We start from the raw sequence: 19,234 nt of genomic DNA, 5'->3' as shown, positions 1-19,234 counted from the left end.
TTCCTCGTCGAGCCTGAAATCTGCATCACTCGTCGTAGTGCTTCAAATGTAGATAGTTCGGATCAAAATCAGCGCGCTGGCACAGACCTTCCCAATCCAGAATACGGATCAGATTCGCGCGTACTTCTACCAGCCTTTCCCGCTTAAGCTCTCGCAATTTCTTGTTGGTGTGAACGGTCGATAATCCGAGCACATCGCCCATTTCAGGTTGGTTGAGCGGCAAGCCGCATGTCATCCCATCCGACAGGCCGATGGCCTTCATTCGCGTCACATACTCGCAGAGGAAATGCGCGATCCGTGCTGGAGCGCTCCGCTTTCCGATACTGACTGTCCAGCCTCTTAGTATTGATGCTTCGACCAGAACTTCCAGCCAGAATGCCTTTGAAATCGCATAGGATTGCTGGAGCGTATGCTTGATCGCAACATGAGGGATGAAGCCGACCAGTGCTGGCGATAGCGTCCCGACTGTGTGATCCATCGTGTCGATATGGATCGATTGAAGGTCAGGGATATCGCCTGGCATATGCAGCGATAGAATTTGCCTTCCACCATCTCGAACGACCTTGTAGCGGCACAGCAAGCCTTCGAGAACGATGCAACACTGATTGTTATGGCGGCCTTCGAGAATGATGTCTCGACGCGCTTCGTAGCGCCTTATCGAAATAGGCAGGCTAAGGAGAATTTTGGTGTCATCTGCGGAAAGCCTTGATCGCGTTTCCAATTTCCTGACCAACGCATCGAGTTGCGAAAAAGGCCGCATCAATGCACATCCAATGTCATCGTGTCGGCGTTCGACAGCGGCACAGAAGGACAGAGGTTCAGCAAAGCGATCGAAGGCGCAGTCATTACGCCTTCGTAGTCGGCTCAACCTCGGTAAGAGATGTCATTTGACAGAGTGAACTGGCGAGTTCGTCGAATTTTAGTGCCCGAGGAGCTCACACTGCGCCCTTAGCCCCTAGGCCCCGATGTTAGGAAAACGGCACCGAGCGCAACTTGGACTTCGCGCTAACACTCTCCCGATGGGATAGCGAACAGCATCGAGCCTGCTTCACCCCATGATCCGTACGGTCGCGATGTGGGGATGGTACCGAAGGACGTAGGGTTGCGTTGTGCGACTCTTGGCATTTGAACTGCCCATGGAACTGAATGATGTGTCCCGGCGTCGCGCCATCTGAACGGCAGGGAACGAATGGATAAGCAGCTTTACTTGGAGCGCCTCGTTCTCAAGCTCGAAACCCATATTCCCCTGCCACCTGCCGAACGGCAGAAATTGCTGGAATTGCCGCTCACCCTGAAGCGCTTTGAAGCCGGCCAAGACATCGTCCGCGAGGACGAGCTCACCAAACAGTGCTGCTTGGTCGCCGAAGGGCTGGTTTGCCGCTATAAGATCGTTGGCGACGGCGTGCGGCAGATTCTGTCACTTCATCTCCCCGGCGACATTCCAGATATCCACTCGCTGCTTATCGAGCGCATGGATCATTGCCTGGGTGCGCTGACGCCAGCGGTCGTCGGCCTGATCCCACACGATGCCGTGCGAGCGCTCACGCGGGCGTCATATCGAATATCCGAAGCATTCTGGCGTGAAACGCTGATCGAAGCCTCGATCTACCGTGAATGGATGGTGGGTATCGGGCGCCGCTCGGCACCCAGCCGCATAGCTCATCTGCTCTGCGAGTTCATTACCAAGATGACGGCCATCGGCTTGTCAGACGGAGTGACCTGCAATCTGCCTTTGACGCAGCCGGAAATCGCCGATGCGCTCGGCCTGTCAACAGTCCATATGAACAAGAAGCTCAGGGAAATCCGGGAGGCTAGGCTCATTCGGCTCCGCGCCAATCGACTGACCATTCTGGATTGGAAAGGGCTTTGCGAATTGGCAGACTTTGATCCGGACTATTTGCATCTCCAGCCCGGCGCCGCCAAAATCGAGAGCACTTGAGGAACAGCTTGGCGCTGGCTGCATTAGGCAGATATGCCTAGTTACTTCTTCCATACCTGCGACGGAGAGAAGCTCGAATTTGACGAGGAAGGCACAGATTTGCCTGATGACCAAAGCGCGCGAAATGCTGCCAAGGAATTGCTCGCCGCGTTGAACCGCGAGAACCTGCCCAATGGCGACCACATGTCGCTTTCGGTCACCGTGCAGAACGCCGAAGGAATGGAGATTTACCTAGCCAGTTTGCGCTTGGATGGCCTGCCGTCGCCGAAGCCGGCTAAGAAGGACTGAAGCTTCCTCCCGCGCAGCTTCGCTCGGCCAGCGCTTGTTCATAAAAGTCAGCGGATAGGGCTCCGCGCGCGGTGCATGGAGTTGCACTCGCTGCAATGTCATTTGTTGTTGCTCTGGAAGCTTTGATCGGCGCAAAGAGAGAACCCTAACCGACTGGTTCTCCGCATGCCTATCTCTCAGGCGTTCTTTCAGCGCTCGAACGCCCTGCTTTTGGCCATCGGTATCGCCGTACTGGTCGTCATCGTTGCTACGTCTCTCTGGTTGACGACGGCAAGCGAGCGCTATTTTGGCGAAGTGACTGCAGCCCGCGCTGTGCGAAGCGCAACCGCAGACTTGCTGTCGCTCGTGCAGGACGCCGAGACGGGCCAGCGCGGCTATCTGCTGACACGGGACGAAAGCTATCTTGCACCCTACAGCGCAGCGGCCTCCCGGCTTCCAGACCAACGCGCTCGCCTTGAACGTGCCGCAGCGACGCTGCCCGAGGTCACTCCCATCCTGCAACGGGTCAATAGCGAGCTCGCCCAAAAGATGGCCGAGCTCGCAGCAACCGTCGAAGCAACGCGCAAAGGCGACACCGAAACCGCGCTGAACCTCGTCCGCGGCGGGACGGGTAAACGCTTGATGGACGAATTGCGCACCGATCTGAGCGCTATTCTCGCGATCTCCGAAAAAGAGCTGCGGGAGGCGATCGACGCCCAGGTCACGGCTTCGACGAGGTTGCGCTGGACCACGACCATCGGCGCGATCCTGATCCTCGCCATGGCCGGCGCGGCGAGCTGGACGATCATCAGTTACACGCGCGAACTCATCGCGGCGCGGCGCGAGGTCGAAACACTCAATCTCGGGCTGGAAGAACGTGTGCGCGAGCGCACGGATGCGCTCGTCAAGGCGAACGAGGAGGTCCAGCGTTTCGCCTATATCGTGACGCATGACCTGCGCGCGCCGTTGGTGAACATTATGGGCTTCACGAGCGAGCTTGAGGCGATGTTCAAGCCAATCGACGACTATGTCGGCGCCGGCGCGACTGCCACCCCGGACCAGAAGGCGGCGGCCGAAGAGGCGCTGCGCGTCGATGTCGCGGAGGCGATCGGCTTCATCCGTTCATCAACGCGCAAGATGGACGGGCTCATCAACGCGATCCTCAAGATCTCCCGCGAAGGCGGGCGCGAATTGCGGGCCGAGAGCGTCGATCTGACCGGGCTCATCGAGACCGCTGCAGCGGCGGTCCACCATCAGGCCAGTGCGGAGGAAGGCGGCGGGATCGAGATCGACGCGCAGGTTCCCCGCATCACGAGCGATCGCCTGTCGCTCGACCAGGTCATGGGCAATCTCCTCGACAACGCCATCAAGTACCGGGCGACCCAGCGTCCGATCCGCATCGCGGTACGCACGCGCCGAGAGCACCGCGGTTGGGTGAAGATCGAGATCGAGGACAATGGCCGCGGCATCGCGGCGACGGATCACGAGCGCATCTTCGAATTGTTCCGGCGCTCCGGCTCGCAGAACACGACGGGCGAGGGCATCGGCCTCGCCCATGTCCGCACGATGGTGCGCCATCTCGGCGGCGACATCGCCGTGCGCTCAGAACTTGGAAAGGGCACGACCTTTACCGTGACCCTGCCCCCCGACCTCACGGCCTACAGACGGAGTGCCGAAGCGTGACTAATGGAAAGCCCGTCTCGATCATCATGATCGAGGACGATGAAGGCCATGCCCGCCTCATCGAGAAGAACATCCGCCGTGCCGGGGTTAGCAACGAGATCATCCCCTTCGCCAACGGCACGGATGCGCTGAACTACCTGTTCGGCGCAGACGGTTCCGGAGCGATCAGCGCCGGCCGCCAGCTGCTCATCCTGCTCGATCTCAACCTGCCCGACATGGGCGGCGTCGACATTCTGGAGAAGGTGAAGGCGAACGTGCATACCAAGCGCTCACCGGTTGTCGTGCTCACCACAACCGATGACAGCCGCGAGATCCAGCGCTGCTACGATCTCGGCGCCAATGTCTACATCACCAAGCCCGTGGACTATGACGGCTTCGCCAACGCGATCCGCCAGCTCGGGCTGTTCTTCTCCGTCATCCAGGTTCCGGAAACGCCATGACCGGCTTGGGCGGCCGCCGCTGATGCCGAACCGGCCCATCAACGTCCTTTATATCGACGACGACGCCACGCTTGGGCGCCTCGTGCAGCGCATGCTCGCGCGCCACAACTATGTCGTCGAGCATGTCGAGACCGCCGAGGCCGGCCTCTCGCGCGCCGCAGCGGGCGGGATGGACGTCATTATCCTTGACCACGATCTGGGGACAGCTTCAGGGCTCGATGTTCTCGCGGCGCTTTCCACGGGCGCCGCCTCTCCAGCGGTCATCTACGTGACCGCCTCGTCGGAGCTGTCGATCGCCGTAACCGCGCTGAAAGCCGGCGCGATGGATTATGTCGTCAAGACGGTAGGCGAGGATTTCGAGGTGCTGCTCCGGGCGGCCCTGGAGCATGCCGTCGTCAAGACGCGGCTGACCCGTGCCCGCGAACAGGCCGAGCAGGAAGTGCGAGCGGCGCGCGACCGGGCCTTTACGCTGCTGGCTGAGGTCAATCACCGCGTCGCAAACAGCCTGTCGCTAGTCGGCTCGCTCGTCCGGATGCAGGCCAATTCGGTCGAGGATCCCGGCGCCCGGGCGGCGCTCGCCGAGACGCAGGCGCGCATTACGGCGATCGGCAACCTGCATCGCAGCCTCTACACCTCGGACGATGTCCGTGCCGTCGATCTCGCCGGTTATCTCGGCTCGCTGCTGGACGAATTCGCCCAATCACTCACTGGGTCCGGCCAGATGCCCGTCGTCCGCTTCGAAGCCGTGCCAGTGCTGGCGAAAACCGACAAGGCCATTTCGATTGGGCTCATCGCCACGGAGCTTGTCACCAATGCGCTGAAATACGCCTATCCGAATGGTCAAGGCGAAGTCCGGGTCAGTCTTTTCCGCGAGGACGACACCGTCACGCTTAAGGTCGTCGACGACGGGATCGGCTGGACCGGGGCGGGCGCGATCAAAGGCACCGGCCTTGGCAGCAAGATCGTGCGCGCGATGGCGAAGAGCCTCGCCACCGAACTGCGCTATGCCGATACGGGCGGACGCGGCACGCACGCAGTCATGGAACTGTCCCTTGCCGGCTTGGCGCCTCCGGCGTCCGAAGCGGCCTGAACCGCGTCGGGCGCTGATCAGCTACGCGACGCCTGGAAGCCTGCGGAGCGCCGCCTCCAGCGATGCGAGATTGTAGGGCTTGCGCAACGTCGCCGCTTCGGCGACGCCGAGGATCGCGAGATCGTCATAGCCGGTCGCGAAGAGGAAGGGCACGCCGAGTTCGCGCAGGCGATTGCCGATCGGCTCGGAGGTTTCGGAACCGATGTTGACGTCGAGGACCGCAAGGTCCGGTGCCATCCGACTCAGGAACGATAGGGCTTCGGAGACGTTCGCGCAGACCTCGACCTGGCTCGCGCCCAAGGTCGCCAGCATGTCCTCGCAATCCATCGCAATGATGAACTGGTCCTCGACGAGCAGCACGCGTCTGCCTTCCAATGGCCGGCCAAGCTTGCCCCTGGTCGGCACGGGCGCGTCCTCGGGCGACGCCACATCCTCAGTCCAGCGGACGAATTTGGCGGGGATACAGAGCTTCGCCGTGACGCCCTCGGGCTCGAAGGACAAATTGCTTCGACCGCCGAGATCGTAGGGGATGCTGCGGTCTATCAGAATGCTGCCGAAGCCCTGGCTCGACGGCGGCGTGACCGGCGGGCCACCTCGCTCCTGCCAGACGATCTCGCAATCGCCCCCCGCATTCCCCGACCATTCGACCGTAAGTTCGCCGGTCTTCACCGACAGGGCGCCGTATTTCGCGGCATTGGTGATCAGTTCATGGATCACGAGGGCCACAACCGAGAAGGCGCGGGCATCGAGCGAGACAGACGGGCCGCGAACCGTTATCGCGCCGCCGCTCGTCCGATAGGGCGAGGCCTCCGCGTTGACGAGATCGGGCAGCAACCCGCCACCGCTCGCCCGCATAGCCTGATCATGGGCGATGGCCAGCGCCTCGATACGCCCCTTCAGCGACGTGACATAGGCCTCGATCGTGGCGCCTTCCGCAAGTGGATGGGCAACGATCGACTTGATCAGTGCGAGGATATTCTTGACCCGATGATTGAGTTCCTGATTGAGCATCTTCTGGCGGATTTCCGCCTTGTTGCGCTCGTCGGCCAAGAGCTCGCTCTGGCGCAGAACAACCTCAATCAGCGTCCGGCGGGCCGATTCGGCGAGCTCGCGCTCGACTGGTGTCCAGATCTTGGAATGGCCCGCCACCGTCTCCTTCCAGACGGCAAAGCTCTGCCGTGGCGTCAGCCGGTCGCCATGGGGGCCGGTCGTGTAGGTCTTGTTCGGGTCGCCACCCCATTCGATCGTATGGACTAGTTCCTTGCGGAAGAAGAACAGGTAGTCGCGCGGAAGCTGGGAGAGTGGGATGGCTAGCATTCCGGCGAACTGATCGGCATGGGCTCGTGCCGACGGCAGCGCCTCGGCCAGCGCCGTCGTCGCCCAGATTCGGCCTTCGCAGACCTCGCCGGCGAAGACTGCCAGCTCCTCAGCGAACTCGGCCGGCGGCGCGCTGCCCTCCGCCCGCCACTCGCCATTCACCCAGACGCCGACGCCGTCGCTTTCGACGAGATTGCGGAACTCGGCGAGATGTTGGCCAAGGAAGCTCGAGGCATCCGTCACATGCGCGGCAGACGAAAGCAGACCGTTGAGGAAATCCCGCGCCTTCTCCGCTGCGAGCAGCATCTGCTTTTGCGTCAGAGCGCCGAGTTGTAGCGCGAAGAACTCGCCGAAGATTTCCGCTGCGATCCGGCGGTTCATCGAGAGCGAGCGCGGGCTGTAATGGTGGCAGGCGATCAAGCCCCAGAGTGCGCCATCGACGATGATCGAGACCGACATCGAAGCCGAGACGCCCATGTTGCGCAGATATTCGCAATGGATCGGCGAGACGCTGCGCAGATGGGCATAGGACAGGTCGAGCGGCTCTCCGGACGCGTCGAGCACGGGCGTGATCGGGAAGCGCTCGCCGCTCGAATCCGAGACCACGCGGATCGGGTTGAGCAGATAGAGCTGGCGCGCTTGCTGAGGGATGTCGCTCGCCGGGAAATGCTGCCCCATGAAGCTTTCGAGGTCCGGGCGCTTGGCCTCGCTGACGACCTTGCCTGAGCCGTCGGGCGCGAACTGATAGATCATCACCCGGTCGTATTGAAGCACCGCCCTGAGCAAGCGCGCTGCGTTCTTGATGAGCTGCGCGGGCGTCGTTACGTCTGAGAGCCGGCCGACGAGCGTTCGCGCGAATTCGAGCGGCGAACCTGGCCCGGCCGAGACGCTTTCCTCGAACTCGATGATGGCGTTGCCCTTGAAGGCATGGATCGAGATGTCGAATTCCCGATCCAGAGCCGGAAGGCGGTAGCGGGGCATCAAGCCGGCTCGGGATGGCACCCCGGAACGCGCGAGCGCATTGCGCATCTCATGCACGACCGGCCCGCCGAGAATCTCTTCGAGCCTACGGCCGACGAGTTCGAACTCCCCAAGGCCGAGGAAAGCGCTGGCATTGCTGGAATGGCGTCTGATCGTGACCACCCCGGCATCGCATACGATCATGCAGCCATGGGGCTGGACGCTGCCGGGGATATGGATCGGCTCGCGATCGCAGTTCGTCAGGTCAACGGTTGTCATGCAGGAGAGAGTTCTTCCGAAGTGAAAGCCTGGATGGCATGCAGGAAGACCGCCCTGGCCGCTTGAGCTGCGGTATCCCATGCCTGCCGGTCGAGCCCTTCAAGCGCGACCAGCAGCGTACGCCAGCTGTCGAGGGAGCCAGCTTGCGCCGAGAGGTAGCGCGCTCCGCATTCAGGTCCAAATCCCAGGGCGCCCACTCCTTTCACCAGCACGCGAGCCCCCAGGGCGGAGCCTTCAAGAACATAGGCAGCTCCCAGAAACGCAGCCATGTCATTTGACGGATGGAAAGGTTCGGCCTCGGGAAGCGGGAGCGCCAGATCGGCGAGGTCCGCCTCCAGTGCCGGCAGAAGCCTGCGTGGTCGCCAGGACGAAACCTGTGCGACATCGGTATTTAGCAAAGCTGTCTCGACCGGAGCGCGATGACGGAACGTGCCCTGCAGGAAGCGGGCATACGCGGCGCGGTTCGAAAAAAACCCGACGATGGCGTCCAGCTCGCGATGAAGCGCACTCGTCTCGTCGCGCAGGAAACTTCTGATCTCAATCATTGCGTCGGCATCCAGAATCGTTCCGCATCAGCATTGGTATAACCTGATATCGACAGGAACGGCGCTGTTTTCATTGCGTATTTTCCTGTCGCTCCGGTCCGCCCAGCATCCTTAATCCAACGGATTGGCTTGAAATCGGGCCAAGATCGTCATAAGAACATATAGTGAACAAAAGGAAGAGTGATGGCACAGCTCTCGGTCCTGGAGAAGCTCGAAATCCTCAGCGACGCTGCGAAATACGATGCCTCCTGCGCATCGAGCAGCACCACGAAGCGAGATTCGCGTGACGGAAAAGGTCTGGGCTCCACCACGGGCGCCGGCATCTGCCATTCCTATGCGCCCGACGGCCGCTGCATCTCGCTGCTCAAGATCCTGCTCACGAATTTCTGCAGCTTCGACTGCGTCTTCTGCATCAACCGTTCGTCGAGCAATGTTCGCCGCGCCCGCTTCTCGGTTGAGGAAGTCGTCGCGCTGACCCTGAACTTCTACCGCCGCAATTATATCGAAGGCCTTTTCCTGTCGTCAGGCATCATCCGCTCGGCCGATTATACGATGGCCGAACTTGTGCGCGTCGCCGAAACGCTGCGCCGCCAGCATGGGTTCCGCGGCTATATTCATCTCAAGCTGATCCCCGGCGCGAGCCGCGACCTGATCGAGCGTGCCGGGCTGTTCGCGGACCGGGTGTCGATCAATGTCGAATTGCCGAGCGAGGAGGCGCTCGCGCGGTTCGCCCCGGAGAAGCAGGCTGGCGAGATCAAGAGTGCGATGGGCGGCCTCAAACTGAAGATCGAGGCAGCGCGCGAGGAACGGGAGAAGAGCGCGAAGGCTCCAGCTTTCTCGCCGGCGGGGCAGAGCACGCAGATGATCGTCGGCGCCGATGGCGCGAGCGATTCCGCCATCCTGAAGCGCAGCGCCTGGCTTTATGGCAGCTTCGGCCTGAAGCGCGTCTATTACTCGGCCTTCAGCCCGATACCGGATGCCTCGCACCAGCTGCCCCTCCAGCCGCCGCCGCTGATGCGCGAACACCGGCTTTATCAGGCCGACTGGCTGACACGCTTCTACGGTTTCGAGACCGAGGAAATCCTCGGGCATGGCGAGATGCTTGATCTCGATATCGACCCCAAGCTTGCCTGGGCGCTTCGCGAGCGCGGGTGCTTTCCCGTCGACGTGAACCGGGCCGATCGCGAGACACTGCTGCGGGTGCCGGGTCTGGGCACACGCAGTGTCGATCGCATCCTGGCCTCGCGACGGTTTCGCCGGCTCAGGCTGGAAGATGTCGGTCGACTGACGCGCTCGCTCGCGACGATCCGGCATTTTATTCTGGCGGAGGGCTGGCGACCGGGCAGCGGACTCGACGCGCAGAACCTGAGGGCCCGGTTGAAGCCGCAACCGCGACAATTGACGCTGTTCCCATGATCGCGGCCCGGCTGAACGGGCCTGCCGATTTTGCCGGCTGGCGGCGCGAGGCACGCCGGCTGGCTCTTGCCGGCGTGCAACCTGAGGCCGTCGCCTGGCTGACGAGCGAGGACGACGCCGGATTATTCACGATGGAGAATGACGCCCCGGTCGAGGACGGAAGCATCGCCCTGACCGTGTCTCGCCGTTTCATCGAGCTTGCCGAAATTGTCGTCTGTCACCGCGATGCCGGCCGTTTTGCCCTGCTGCATCGCCTGCTGCTGCGTTTGCAGGATGAGCCGCGCTTGCTCGACAATGCAGCCGATACTGATATCGCACGCGCCGAGGCGATGGCCCGCTCTGTGCGGCGCGACCTGCACAAGATGACGGCCTTCGTCCGGTTCCGGGCCGTGGCGGGCGCGAGTGAGGACGGCCCCTTCATCGCTTGGTTCGAGCCGGAGCATTTCATCCTCGAACGCGCCGCGAGCTTCTTTACAGGGCGCTTCGCCGGGATGATCTGGTCGATCGTGACACCGCAGGGGGCGCTGCACTGGGACGGCTCGGCCCTCCAGTTCGGCCCGGCCGCCAGAAAGGCCGATGCGCCGGACGGCGATGCCATGGAAGCCTACTGGCTCACCTACTACGCCAATATCTTCAACCCGGCCCGCCTGAAGCCGAAGGCGATGAAAAGCGAGATGCCGGTGAAATACTGGCGGAACCTACCCGAGGCCGAATTGATTGTGCCTCTGATCGCAAGCGCCGCCCGGCGAGCAGAGGATATGGTGATGCGCGCGCCGACGCAGCCGCCGGAACGTCATGTCAGGCAGCTTCGGCATCGGCCTGAGGCACCGGCCGACGATCCCGCGATCACGTCCTGGCCGGAGGCGGCCGCTGCGGCGCAAGGATGCAGGCGCTGCGAACTTCATTGCCAAGCCACTCAGACGGTCTTCGGAGAAGGCCCGCTGGATGCACCTATTCTGTTCGTCGGCGAGCAGCCCGGAGACCAGGAAGACCTTGCCGGACGCCCGTTCGTCGGGCCGGCAGGGCAAGTTTTCGATCGGGCGATGAGGGAGGCCGGTCTCGATCGGACGCGTGCGTATGTCACCAACGCGGTGAAGCATTTCAAATTCCAGCTGCGCGGCAAACGCCGCATCCATGAGAAGCCGAATGTCGGGGAGATCAAGGCCTGCCGCTTCTGGCTCGATCTCGAACTGCAATTCGTGAAGCCCCGGCTCGTCGTCGCCCTCGGCGCCAGTGCCGTGCGATCGCTGACGGGGCACACTGGCTCGCTCGCCAGTACGCGTGATCGCGAGCTTGTACTTGACGACGGCACGCCGCTGCTGGCCACCGTCCATCCCTCGTACCTGCTTCGCCTGCCGGATGAGGAGGCGCGCTCTCGCGAATACGCCCGCTTCGTCGCGGATCTCGCTCGCGTGCGGCAACGAATATTCCGACCTTAAGCCTTTTTGATGAGCCGCTTTGCCGTGGCTCGTGCTATTGCCGACGGCTAAAACCGCCGATGCTACCGGCCTCGGCGAGATCGACCGCAATTGCGGGCGCGTCACGGTCGAAAGCCTCGATGTCGGCGATCATGAACCAGGATCGGAAATCTGCTATGATGGTCGGATAATAATCCTGCAACGCCAATGATTTAGAGATACTCTAGCATCGGCTGGAGAGCAGCATGCCTTTTTCCGTTTAGTGATTGATTCCATTGGCGCCCGAGCGGATTCGGCAGCGCTGGAGAGATTGGCCGCAACCACATTTTCCGCAATCCACGTTGCAGTTCCGCCACACGGGGCTGGGGCTCGATGCCGGCGCCGAGCCGCAAAGACGTGCGGCGTAGCCCGAGGAAGTACAGTCCGATGCCCTGGACCGCGATCATGGCGATCGAGGTCACCATCAAGGCGGCACCGGCCTTGCTGATCGCCAGCAGCGTGATTGAGAGATGAGGCCAGAGCTTCACCAGCGAGGCGGTTGCCGCCCGGTTGCGGCGCGCCGGGCGCGGCGCTTCCGGAACGAGGAGCAGGACGGCTGCAAAGCCGAGAGTGCAGACCCCGGTGACGAGGCCGAAGGCGAAGGCCGGCTCAGTGCCGCCCAGTCGCCAGGCGAGCGCCGCGCCGAGGATCGCGCCGATGCCATAGGCGGTTCCCAGCAGGCCCACAGCCACCACGCGTTCGCGAAGTTCCGGACGGGTCGCCTAGCATCCATCCAGCTGCACCCGCAAGAATCAACCTGATCACTGGAAAATCTTTCAAAACGGCGCCCGCCGCGCTTTCCCTGGGAAGCGTGAAGCGCGCCACGAACGCCTTGAGTTGCCTGGTACCGGGTCGCAGGATGAATTCTACGACCCGGTCGTCGGCGTCTCCTTCACCATACCGCCGCGGTGCTCAGGGTCCTGACGGACGATCATCCGCGTAGGTCACTCTGCACGACCATTCTCTGGTGCAAACGGTTCGGGGTTACGCGACGATCCTGCGCTGAGATTCCGTGAAAACGAACCCGCGAAGCATCGTGTGGGCCTTGAAGTTAATTCCTCTCCGAACAGGCTTCTACGAGTCGCTGCATCAAAGGCTAAAAGTTCCCGTGCATCTGCGGCCCGGCAAAATTATCTACTAAATTTATATACTACTATTGACGACCTCATGAATGGCCGCCTCAATCTACCGATGACTAGGCAACTCCGTTTGCATAACGGGTCGCTAGAGGTGAAATTTTCTATGGCGAACCGCATCCGCGAATTGCATCTTGGGGTAAACTTACACGGCGCGGGGGGCCATGCCGCGGCATGGCGGTGGCCCGGCACTAATCCCTCGGCGTTCTATGACATTGAACACTACGTCCGCGGTGCCAAAACCGCCGAGCGCGGGCTGTTCGATGCGGTATTCCTTGCCGATCGGCCGGCTCTTATCGGGGACATCACGCGGCAGCCTCCGACGAATGGTCTGGAGCCAACACTGGTCCTCACGACGGTCGCACGTGAAACGAAGTATGTCGGCCTAATTGGCACCGCCTCCACAACCTACAACGAACCCTTCAACCTCGCTCGGCGCTTCCAGTCCCTGGACGTGATCAGTGGCGGCCGCGCCGCCTGGAACGCCGTTACCACCTCTGACGCAGCGACCGTCGCCAGCTTTGGCGGGCGAGAGCTCGATCGAGACGAGCGTTACCGTCGCGCTGAGGAATTCGTTGAGGTAGTGCGCGCGCTCTGGGAGAGCTGGGGCGACGGTTCCCTGATCGCAGACCAGGACTCGGGCGTTTTTGGCGACACGGCGCGGCTTCGGAAGATTGAGCACGCAGGCGAGGTTTTCGACGTGCGCGGGCCGATGACGCATCCGGGCTCGCGCCAGGGTCGGCCCGTGCTTGTTCAGGCCGGCGGCTCCGACCAAGGCCTGCATCTCGCCGCGCGCAGCGCCGAGGTCGTATTCTCGGCGACCGGAAACCTGGATATCGCGCGCGCCGAAGCTGGTCGTCTGCGAACGTTGTCCCGCCAGTTCGGCCGATCGTACGCTCCGATCGTGTTGCCCGGTTTCGTTACCGTTATCGGAGGGACCGAAGTGGAAGCGTTGGAGCGCAAGAGACAACTCGACGATCTCCTCGATTCGACAGCCGCGCTGAAATCACTGTCGGCGCGGATCGATGTCCCCCTGTCCCAGCTTGAACTCGACAGGCCTATCGACCCTGACAGGCTGCCGGATATCGCGAATGTCAGCGGCTCCGTTGGCCATAACCGCAGCATCTGGGCACTGGCGCGTGCCGGGAAGACAGTGCGCGAGATCATCGCGAGCGTTCAGGGCGGCGGGCATCGCGTGTTCGCGGGCACGCCGGAGCAAATCGCTGGCTCGATCATCGAATGGTTCACGGCGGGAGCTATAGACGGCTTCAACATCATGCCTGACGTGATGGAGGACGGCTTTCCGGCCTTCGTGGACCACATTGTGCCGATCCTGCAGCGGCGCGGCATCTTCCGCACTGCGTATCGGGGCGAAACCTTGCGTGACCATCTCGGCATCCCGCTTTCGCCGCCCGCCAGCCAGACCAACGCAGCCTGAAACCTCAAAAGTCAGAACTGGAACGGATTACGCTATGAACGCGCCCTCGAAGTTTTCATCGTCGATTAGCGGGCCGCGATTTCCCGTCATCCTGGCCGCAGCCGGCCTCGCGCTTACGGCCTTTTCCACCGTGGGACATGCGAGTGATGACAAGAAGTCCGGCGGCATCATTCGTTATGGGCATCTGCAAGAGCCGCCATGCCTTTTCGGCGGCTGGGTGCAGCAGTGGTATTTGCAGCGACAGTACAGCGACAACCTGGTTTCGCGGACCAAGGATGGGCGCATCGTACCCTGGCTCGCCACCTCGTGGACGATCTCGGACGACAAGAAGGTCTACACCTTCGAGATCAAGCCGAACGTCAAATTCACAGACGGCACGCCGTTGGATGCACAAGCGATCGTCGACAACATCAACGGCTGGCTCAGCAACAACCCCGATCTGCGGAACAACACGCCAAACCTTTACTTCGGTGACAGCTTCAAGTCGGCAACAGCGCCGGCACCACTGACGCTCCGTATCGAGCTCAGCAAGCCCTATTACCCGTTGCTCAATGTCCTTTCGCACTCGGTGCACGGCATCCTCTCGCCGACGGCCCTCAAACGCGGGCTCGCCGTCAACTGCGAAAACCCCGTGGGCTCGGGTCCGTTCATCGTCGAGAAGTGGAACCGCGGGCAGGACGTCGTGCTCCGGCGCAATCCCGCCTACAACTCGGCGCCGGCGGACGTAGAGAACCAAGGCCCCGCTTACGTCGATGGGCTCGTCTGGAAATTCTTGAAGGAGCCCACCGTTCGATACGGGTCCCTACTCACAGGTGAATCGGACGTCATCTACGATGTGCCCGCCGTGAACTGGGACGAGGCGAAATCACGGTTCTCCGTCGTACGGCACATCACTGGCGGATCTCCGCTGCGCTTGCAGCTCAATACATCGCGTCCTCCATTTGACGACGTCCGGGTGCGGCAAGCCTTTGCATACTCGGCTGATCGCAAGGCAGCCGTCGAAGCTGCGTTTCTCGGTGCCGTTCCCTTCGAAGGAAATGGATCGCTGAGTCAAAGCTCGCCAGAATACGTCACTGAGCTCGCGAAATCGTTCCCCTACGACGTGGCGAAAGCGAACGCGCTCCTTGACCAGGCTGGTTGGACCCAACGCAATGATCGCGGTATCCGATTGAAGGACGGCAAGCCACTGGTGGCCCGGATCTCCTATTCGGTCTCCCACGTAACGCCCGACGGCGTTCAAGCGCTGCAGATCATTCAGGAGCAGTCCAAGGAAGCCGGCATCGATGTGCGGCTCCAGCCGACAACCCAGGCGGATTGGTATGCCGGAAAGAATCGCGGTCTGGATGAGTATGAGATCCAGCCTGCATATTGGGTGGCATCGACCGCCGAGATCCTGAGGATCTCCTGGAAGCCGGACCAGGGCAACATCCCGAACGGCAACAATCCGTCGCGCTATCAGAGCCCGGAGCTCTGGAAGATCATCGAGGAGGCCGACCAGACTCACGATGATGCCAAACGTACCGCGCTTTACCGGCAGGCGCAGAGACACCTCGTCGAAAGTGCTGCCGTTGTCGGATTCACCGTGCTGCATGTCACGCTTGCCTCGAGTCCCAAATTGAAGGGCGTCAAGCTTGCCGAGGGAGCTGTTGGCGAACCGATCTTCCAAGATGCGTACTTCGTAAAATGACTGAGTTCGTCAGTGCCAAGGCGGGGAGCGCGGCGCTGCGCGCCTTCCGTTCAGCCGGATGGCTTACACGCCGGGTGCTGGCGGGCGTTGCTGTCCTCTGGGCTGCCGGAAGCTTCACCTTCCTGATCCAGAGCCTGCTGCCGGGCGATCGGGCGCAGCTCATCATCAACATGGCGGCCGGGAACGTCATGACCTCCTCTCCGGAGGAGGTCGCGGCCATCAATGCCCGCTACGGCTTCGATCAGCCCCTGATCGTCCAGTACTTCAAGTACATTGCCGGGCTGGCGCGGGGCGATCTCGGCGTCTCTTACCAGCAGCACAAGCCGGTTGCCGACATCATCGCCGCTCAGATCGGCCCGACCATCGTGCTGGCGCTCTCCGCGCTGGCGACCGCATGGATCATCGCCGTCCTCACGACCGTCCTGGCCACTGGCCGGGAGAACGTCTGGTCGCGGCTGGCGAGCGGCTTCCAGGTCGTCCTGGCGACCCTGCCGCCCTATTGGGTCGGTACCATCCTGCTGGTCGTCTTTGCGGTGCAACTGCGGGTTTTCCCCGTCGAGGGGAAGAATACGTTGATCGGGCTCGTCTTGCCGACGATCTCGCTCGCCCTCCCGCTTGCGGGCTTCCTCGGCCAAGTGATTCAGAACGAATTCGGACGCGTGCTAGAGCAGCCGTTTGTGACCTCGTCTCGAACCCGCGGCATGGGTGATCTTGGCGTTCGGCTCCGCCATGTCCTGCGTCATGCAGCTTTGCCCGGTGTGACGCTCTCCGGCTGGGCGATCGGAAAGCTGTTCTCGGGAGCCGTACTGATCGAAGCCGTCTTCGCCCGGCAAGGTTTGGGCGGGGTCCTGGTAACGGCCACGTCGTCGCGAGACATCCCGCTGGTGTCGGGCATCGTCATCGTTTCCGCGGCTCTCTACGTGATCGCGAACCTGATCGTCGACCGCGCCTATCAGATCGTGGACCCAAGGATCAAACTCGTATGAGCACCGTCCTCGCCCCCCGCGCCAACGTGACGGAACCGCGACTTCGCACAGCGCTGGCGTTTACGAGCAGCGTTCCTGTGAGCGTATGGATAGCGAGCCTAGTCATCGCCTTCTTCCTAACCGCAGCAATCGCGCCGAGCCTGCTCCAAACGCATAATCCTTATCGGCTCGATCTGCGCGCCCCCCTTCATCCGCCGTCTTTCGCGCACTGGCTCGGAACGGATCAGGCAGGACGTGATCTTTATTCCCGGATTGTCGAAGGGGCTCGCCAATCCCTGGCGATCGGCCTTGGGGCGACTGCGCTCAGCATGGCAATCGCATTGGCCCTCGGCGTGACTGCGGGCTTGGCCGGCGGACGTATCGACAACGCGATCAGTCGGTTCCTCGATGTGATGTTCTCCTTCCCAACGCTCTTCCTAGCGCTTCTCTTCGTCACGGTTTTCGGAGCGACCGTCGGAACGCAGATCGTCGCCGTCGGTGTCGGAACAGCGCCCGGTTACGCTCGGATGATCCGCGGCCAGGTCCTCGCTGTGAGAGGCTCCGGTTACGTCGAGGCGGCTCGGGCGTTGGGGCACCCCTACCTCAGGATCGTGAGGCGTCACATCCTGCCGAACGCCATGAGCCCCTTGGTCGCCATGATCACCTTGGGCGTCGGGCAATCCATTGTCTGGGCATCTGGGTTGGCCTTCCTTGGCCTCGGTGTTGCGCCGCCGGCGCCCGAATGGGGTGCCCTGCTTGATGCCGGGCGCAACTACATCGTCCGCGCGTGGTGGCTTGAGGTCATGCCCGGGCTAGCCATCGTGCTGTTTGCACTGTCGGTAACATTGGTCGGCCGCCATCTTCAGGAGCGCGCGGAAGGCAAGGTCGACGCAACATGAGCACCAGCCAGAAAGCCCGCGTGGTCGGGCAAAATCCGTTCTTGCTCGATGTCCGAAATCTCAGGGTGGCTTTCGGAGCGGACAACCCGTTAGGCTCAGTTGTGAAGGGCGTTTCGTTCACGCTCGATCGGGGCAAATGCCTGGCGATCGTCGGCGAATCCGGCTCAGGCAAGAGCGTGACCGCGCGGACCTTGGTCGGCCTGACCGGCCGCCGCTCCTTCGTCCATGCTGATCGACTGACATTCGGAGGCGACGACCTCCTGGGCTTGCCAGACCGCGCCTGGCGGCGATTGAGGGGCAAGCAGATCGGCTTCGTGCTCCAGGATGCCCTCGTCTCGCTCGATCAGTTGCGCCCGGTCGGCAAGGAAATCGCCGAGGGTCTGATCCTCCATGGAGAAGCCGGAACCAGAGCGCAGCTTGCCGCGAGGGTCGTCGGCCTCCTGGACCTCGTGCGCGTGCCTGATCCGGCCGTGAAAGCGAGACAGTTGCCCCACGAATTGTCGGGCGGGCAGAGGCAGCGCGCGCTGATAGCCGCGGCTCTCGCACTCGATCCAGCCTTGCTGGTTGCCGACGAGCCCACCACCGCGCTCGACGCCACGGTGCAGGCGCAGGTCCTGGAACTGCTTCAGGAAACGAAGGATCGCGGCAAGGCGCTCATCCTCATCAGCCACGATCTAGCGGTCGTCTCGCGGATGGCCGACGAGGTCATTGTCATGCGCCACGGGGAAGTGGTCGAGCAGGGCACCGCCGAGCAGGTCTTCCGCCAGCCACGGCATGAATACACCCGGCGTCTGCTGGACGCGATCCCATCAGCGCACTCGCGGGGGGCCCGCCTGGCACCATCGTCCGCGCCCCGCTTGAACCTTGCCGCTCAGCCGCAAGGTGGACCGCCATCTAGGCCAGCTCTGGAAGCAGCTCCACTGCTCAAAGCAATAGATCTGACGAAGCGCTTTCGGGGGCCGGACCGTATGGTCCGAACGGTTGTGCGAGGTGTATCCTTCGAGCTGTGGAGAGGTGAAACCCTCGGCATTGTCGGCGAGTCGGGCTCGGGAAAGTCCACTGTCGCTCGGATGGCCCTTGCCCTGGAGACGCCCGACGCAGGCGAAGTCCAGCTCATGGGACAAGCCTGGACCTCCGCGTCCGAAAGAGACCGCCGGCCCCGGCGCCGGGACATTTCCGTGATCTACCAGGATCCATTGAGTTCGTTCGACCCACGCTGGACCGTGGAGCGGATCGTCGAAGACAGTCTCGGCGAAAGCTACGGGGCAGACGAAGGGCCAAATGCCCGGCGCCGCGAACGCGTCGGCGAATTGCTTGATCTCGTCGGGTTGCCGCTTGCCTTTCGGCATCGTCGGCCGCTTGAACTTTCGGGCGGGCAGCGCCAGCGCGTCGCGATCGCCCGCGCGATCGCGCCACGGCCCAAGGTCATCGTTTGCGATGAGCCGGTCTCGGCGCTCGACGTGTCAATCCAGGCGCAAGTCCTCGACCTCCTTGGGGATCTCAAGAACGCTCTGGGGATCAGTTACCTCTTCATCTCCCACGATCTGGGCGTCGTGCATCACCTGAGCGATCGCGTGTTGGTCATGAGCGAGGGCGTCGCCGTGGAAACGGGCGAAGCGGATGACGTCTTCCTCCGTCCCCAAGAGCCCTACACGCAGCGGCTTGTCGCAGCAGTTCCGCGCCTGCGCTTCACCGACGCGGCCTGACCGCCAGCAC

At 62.3% G+C, this 19,234-nt stretch carries 16 protein-coding genes; 12 read left to right on the top strand and 4 right to left on the bottom strand.

The annotated features are described in order from the left end of the window. Positions 1–25 precede the first annotated feature (25 nt). A complete protein-coding gene (locus tag AC1RLU_RS21015) occupies positions 26–760 on the bottom strand; it encodes a Crp/Fnr family transcriptional regulator (RefSeq protein WP_492797993.1) in 735 nt (244 codons plus the stop codon). A 429-nt stretch (positions 761–1,189) separates the two neighbouring features. On the opposite strand from AC1RLU_RS21015, the gene AC1RLU_RS21010 reads away from it, so the two are divergent. The 5 genes from AC1RLU_RS21010 to AC1RLU_RS20990 all read left to right on the top strand — a co-directional run bounded on the left by AC1RLU_RS21010 (position 1,190) and on the right by AC1RLU_RS20990 (position 5,419). Continuing rightward, positions 1,190–1,939, top strand: a complete 750-nt coding sequence (locus AC1RLU_RS21010) for a Crp/Fnr family transcriptional regulator (protein WP_492797992.1) — start codon at positions 1,190–1,192, stop codon at positions 1,937–1,939. A 33-nt stretch (positions 1,940–1,972) separates the two neighbouring features. Further along, a complete protein-coding gene (locus AC1RLU_RS21005; protein ID WP_492797990.1) occupies positions 1,973–2,227 on the top strand; it encodes a DUF6894 family protein in 255 nt (84 codons plus the stop codon). Between the two features lie 165 nt (positions 2,228–2,392). Then, positions 2,393–3,889 (top strand): sensor histidine kinase, encoded by a 1,497-nt coding sequence (locus AC1RLU_RS21000; protein ID WP_492797989.1) that lies wholly within the window; start codon positions 2,393–2,395, stop codon positions 3,887–3,889. A gap of 26 nt (positions 3,890–3,915) precedes the next feature. Then, positions 3,916–4,329: a response regulator gene (locus tag AC1RLU_RS20995; protein WP_492798226.1), complete on the top strand. Its 414-nt coding sequence runs from the start codon at positions 3,916–3,918 to the stop codon at positions 4,327–4,329. Between the two features lie 22 nt (positions 4,330–4,351). After that, positions 4,352–5,419 carry a histidine kinase dimerization/phosphoacceptor domain -containing protein gene (locus AC1RLU_RS20990; protein ID WP_492797988.1) on the top strand — a complete coding sequence of 356 codons (1,068 nt, stop codon included), beginning with the start codon at positions 4,352–4,354 and terminating at the stop codon, positions 5,417–5,419. Positions 5,420–5,440: 21 nt separating this feature from the next. Here AC1RLU_RS20990 and AC1RLU_RS20985 read toward each other — a convergent pair whose 3' ends face one another. Continuing rightward, on the bottom strand, positions 5,441–7,975 hold the full coding sequence (locus tag AC1RLU_RS20985) for an HWE histidine kinase domain-containing protein (RefSeq protein WP_492797987.1): 2,535 nt from the start codon (positions 7,973–7,975) through the stop codon (positions 5,441–5,443). After that, complete coding sequence (locus tag AC1RLU_RS20980; protein WP_492797986.1) at positions 7,972–8,520, bottom strand: biliverdin-producing heme oxygenase; 549 nt, start codon at positions 8,518–8,520, stop codon at positions 7,972–7,974. The genes AC1RLU_RS20985 and AC1RLU_RS20980 overlap by 4 nt, the downstream gene beginning before the upstream one ends. A gap of 183 nt (positions 8,521–8,703) precedes the next feature. On the opposite strand from AC1RLU_RS20980, the gene AC1RLU_RS20975 reads away from it, so the two are divergent. Further along, positions 8,704–9,936 carry a putative DNA modification/repair radical SAM protein gene (locus tag AC1RLU_RS20975; RefSeq protein ID WP_492797985.1) on the top strand — a complete coding sequence of 411 codons (1,233 nt, stop codon included), beginning with the start codon at positions 8,704–8,706 and terminating at the stop codon, positions 9,934–9,936. Beyond that, on the top strand, positions 9,933–11,375 hold the full coding sequence (locus tag AC1RLU_RS20970; protein ID WP_492797984.1) for a UdgX family uracil-DNA binding protein: 1,443 nt from the start codon (positions 9,933–9,935) through the stop codon (positions 11,373–11,375). The genes AC1RLU_RS20975 and AC1RLU_RS20970 overlap by 4 nt, the downstream gene beginning before the upstream one ends. A 191-nt stretch (positions 11,376–11,566) precedes the next feature. Here the strand turns inward: AC1RLU_RS20970 and AC1RLU_RS20965 are convergent, their stop codons facing one another. Next, positions 11,567–12,085 (bottom strand): hypothetical protein, encoded by a 519-nt coding sequence (locus tag AC1RLU_RS20965; RefSeq protein ID WP_492797982.1) that lies wholly within the window; start codon positions 12,083–12,085, stop codon positions 11,567–11,569. A 550-nt stretch (positions 12,086–12,635) separates the two neighbouring features. Here AC1RLU_RS20965 and AC1RLU_RS20960 point away from each other — a divergent pair. Genes AC1RLU_RS20960 through AC1RLU_RS20940 form a run of 5 tightly spaced genes read left to right on the top strand, consistent with a single transcriptional unit; the run spans position 12,636 to position 19,224 of the window. Beyond that, positions 12,636–13,967 (top strand): NtaA/DmoA family FMN-dependent monooxygenase, encoded by a 1,332-nt coding sequence (locus AC1RLU_RS20960; RefSeq protein ID WP_492797981.1) that lies wholly within the window; start codon positions 12,636–12,638, stop codon positions 13,965–13,967. A gap of 34 nt (positions 13,968–14,001) precedes the next feature. Further along, on the top strand, positions 14,002–15,654 hold the full coding sequence (locus tag AC1RLU_RS20955) for an ABC transporter substrate-binding protein (protein ID WP_492797980.1): 1,653 nt from the start codon (positions 14,002–14,004) through the stop codon (positions 15,652–15,654). Further along, on the top strand, positions 15,651–16,640 hold the full coding sequence (locus AC1RLU_RS20950) for an ABC transporter permease (RefSeq protein ID WP_492797979.1): 990 nt from the start codon (positions 15,651–15,653) through the stop codon (positions 16,638–16,640). Before AC1RLU_RS20955 ends, AC1RLU_RS20950 begins: the two co-directional genes overlap by 4 nt. Further along, entirely contained in the window at positions 16,637–17,518 is an 882-nt protein-coding gene (locus AC1RLU_RS20945) for an ABC transporter permease (protein WP_492797978.1), read from the top strand. Before AC1RLU_RS20950 ends, AC1RLU_RS20945 begins: the two co-directional genes overlap by 4 nt. Further along, a complete protein-coding gene (locus tag AC1RLU_RS20940) occupies positions 17,515–19,224 on the top strand; it encodes a dipeptide ABC transporter ATP-binding protein (RefSeq protein WP_492797977.1) in 1,710 nt (569 codons plus the stop codon). The genes AC1RLU_RS20945 and AC1RLU_RS20940 overlap by 4 nt, the downstream gene beginning before the upstream one ends. The last annotated feature ends 10 nt before the right edge of the window (positions 19,225–19,234 follow it).

This window comes from Allobosea sp. GW822-FHT05A11, assembly GCF_058800455.1.
Note: the sequence above shows the minus strand (reverse complement) of the source record. Positions and strands in the feature narration are given on the sequence as shown.

Excerpts from the sequence above, each read along its gene's own strand:
- AC1RLU_RS21015 (WP_492797993.1), bottom strand. The coding sequence starts at position 760 with ATGCGGCCTTTTTCGCAACTCGATGCGTTGGTCAGGAAATTGGAAACG.
- AC1RLU_RS21010 (WP_492797992.1), top strand. The coding sequence starts at position 1,190 with ATGGATAAGCAGCTTTACTTGGAGCGCCTCGTTCTCAAGCTCGAAACC.
- AC1RLU_RS21005 (WP_492797990.1), top strand. The coding sequence starts at position 1,973 with ATGCCTAGTTACTTCTTCCATACCTGCGACGGAGAGAAGCTCGAATTT.
- AC1RLU_RS21000 (WP_492797989.1), top strand. The coding sequence starts at position 2,393 with ATGCCTATCTCTCAGGCGTTCTTTCAGCGCTCGAACGCCCTGCTTTTG.
- AC1RLU_RS20995 (WP_492798226.1), top strand. The coding sequence starts at position 3,916 with ATGATCGAGGACGATGAAGGCCATGCCCGCCTCATCGAGAAGAACATC.
- AC1RLU_RS20990 (WP_492797988.1), top strand. The coding sequence starts at position 4,352 with ATGCCGAACCGGCCCATCAACGTCCTTTATATCGACGACGACGCCACG.
- AC1RLU_RS20985 (WP_492797987.1), bottom strand. The coding sequence starts at position 7,975 with ATGACAACCGTTGACCTGACGAACTGCGATCGCGAGCCGATCCATATC.
- AC1RLU_RS20980 (WP_492797986.1), bottom strand. The coding sequence starts at position 8,520 with ATGATTGAGATCAGAAGTTTCCTGCGCGACGAGACGAGTGCGCTTCAT.
- AC1RLU_RS20975 (WP_492797985.1), top strand. The coding sequence starts at position 8,704 with ATGGCACAGCTCTCGGTCCTGGAGAAGCTCGAAATCCTCAGCGACGCT.
- AC1RLU_RS20970 (WP_492797984.1), top strand. The coding sequence starts at position 9,933 with ATGATCGCGGCCCGGCTGAACGGGCCTGCCGATTTTGCCGGCTGGCGG.
- AC1RLU_RS20960 (WP_492797981.1), top strand. The coding sequence starts at position 12,636 with ATGGCGAACCGCATCCGCGAATTGCATCTTGGGGTAAACTTACACGGC.
- AC1RLU_RS20955 (WP_492797980.1), top strand. The coding sequence starts at position 14,002 with ATGAACGCGCCCTCGAAGTTTTCATCGTCGATTAGCGGGCCGCGATTT.
- AC1RLU_RS20950 (WP_492797979.1), top strand. The coding sequence starts at position 15,651 with ATGACTGAGTTCGTCAGTGCCAAGGCGGGGAGCGCGGCGCTGCGCGCC.
- AC1RLU_RS20945 (WP_492797978.1), top strand. The coding sequence starts at position 16,637 with ATGAGCACCGTCCTCGCCCCCCGCGCCAACGTGACGGAACCGCGACTT.
- AC1RLU_RS20940 (WP_492797977.1), top strand. The coding sequence starts at position 17,515 with ATGAGCACCAGCCAGAAAGCCCGCGTGGTCGGGCAAAATCCGTTCTTG.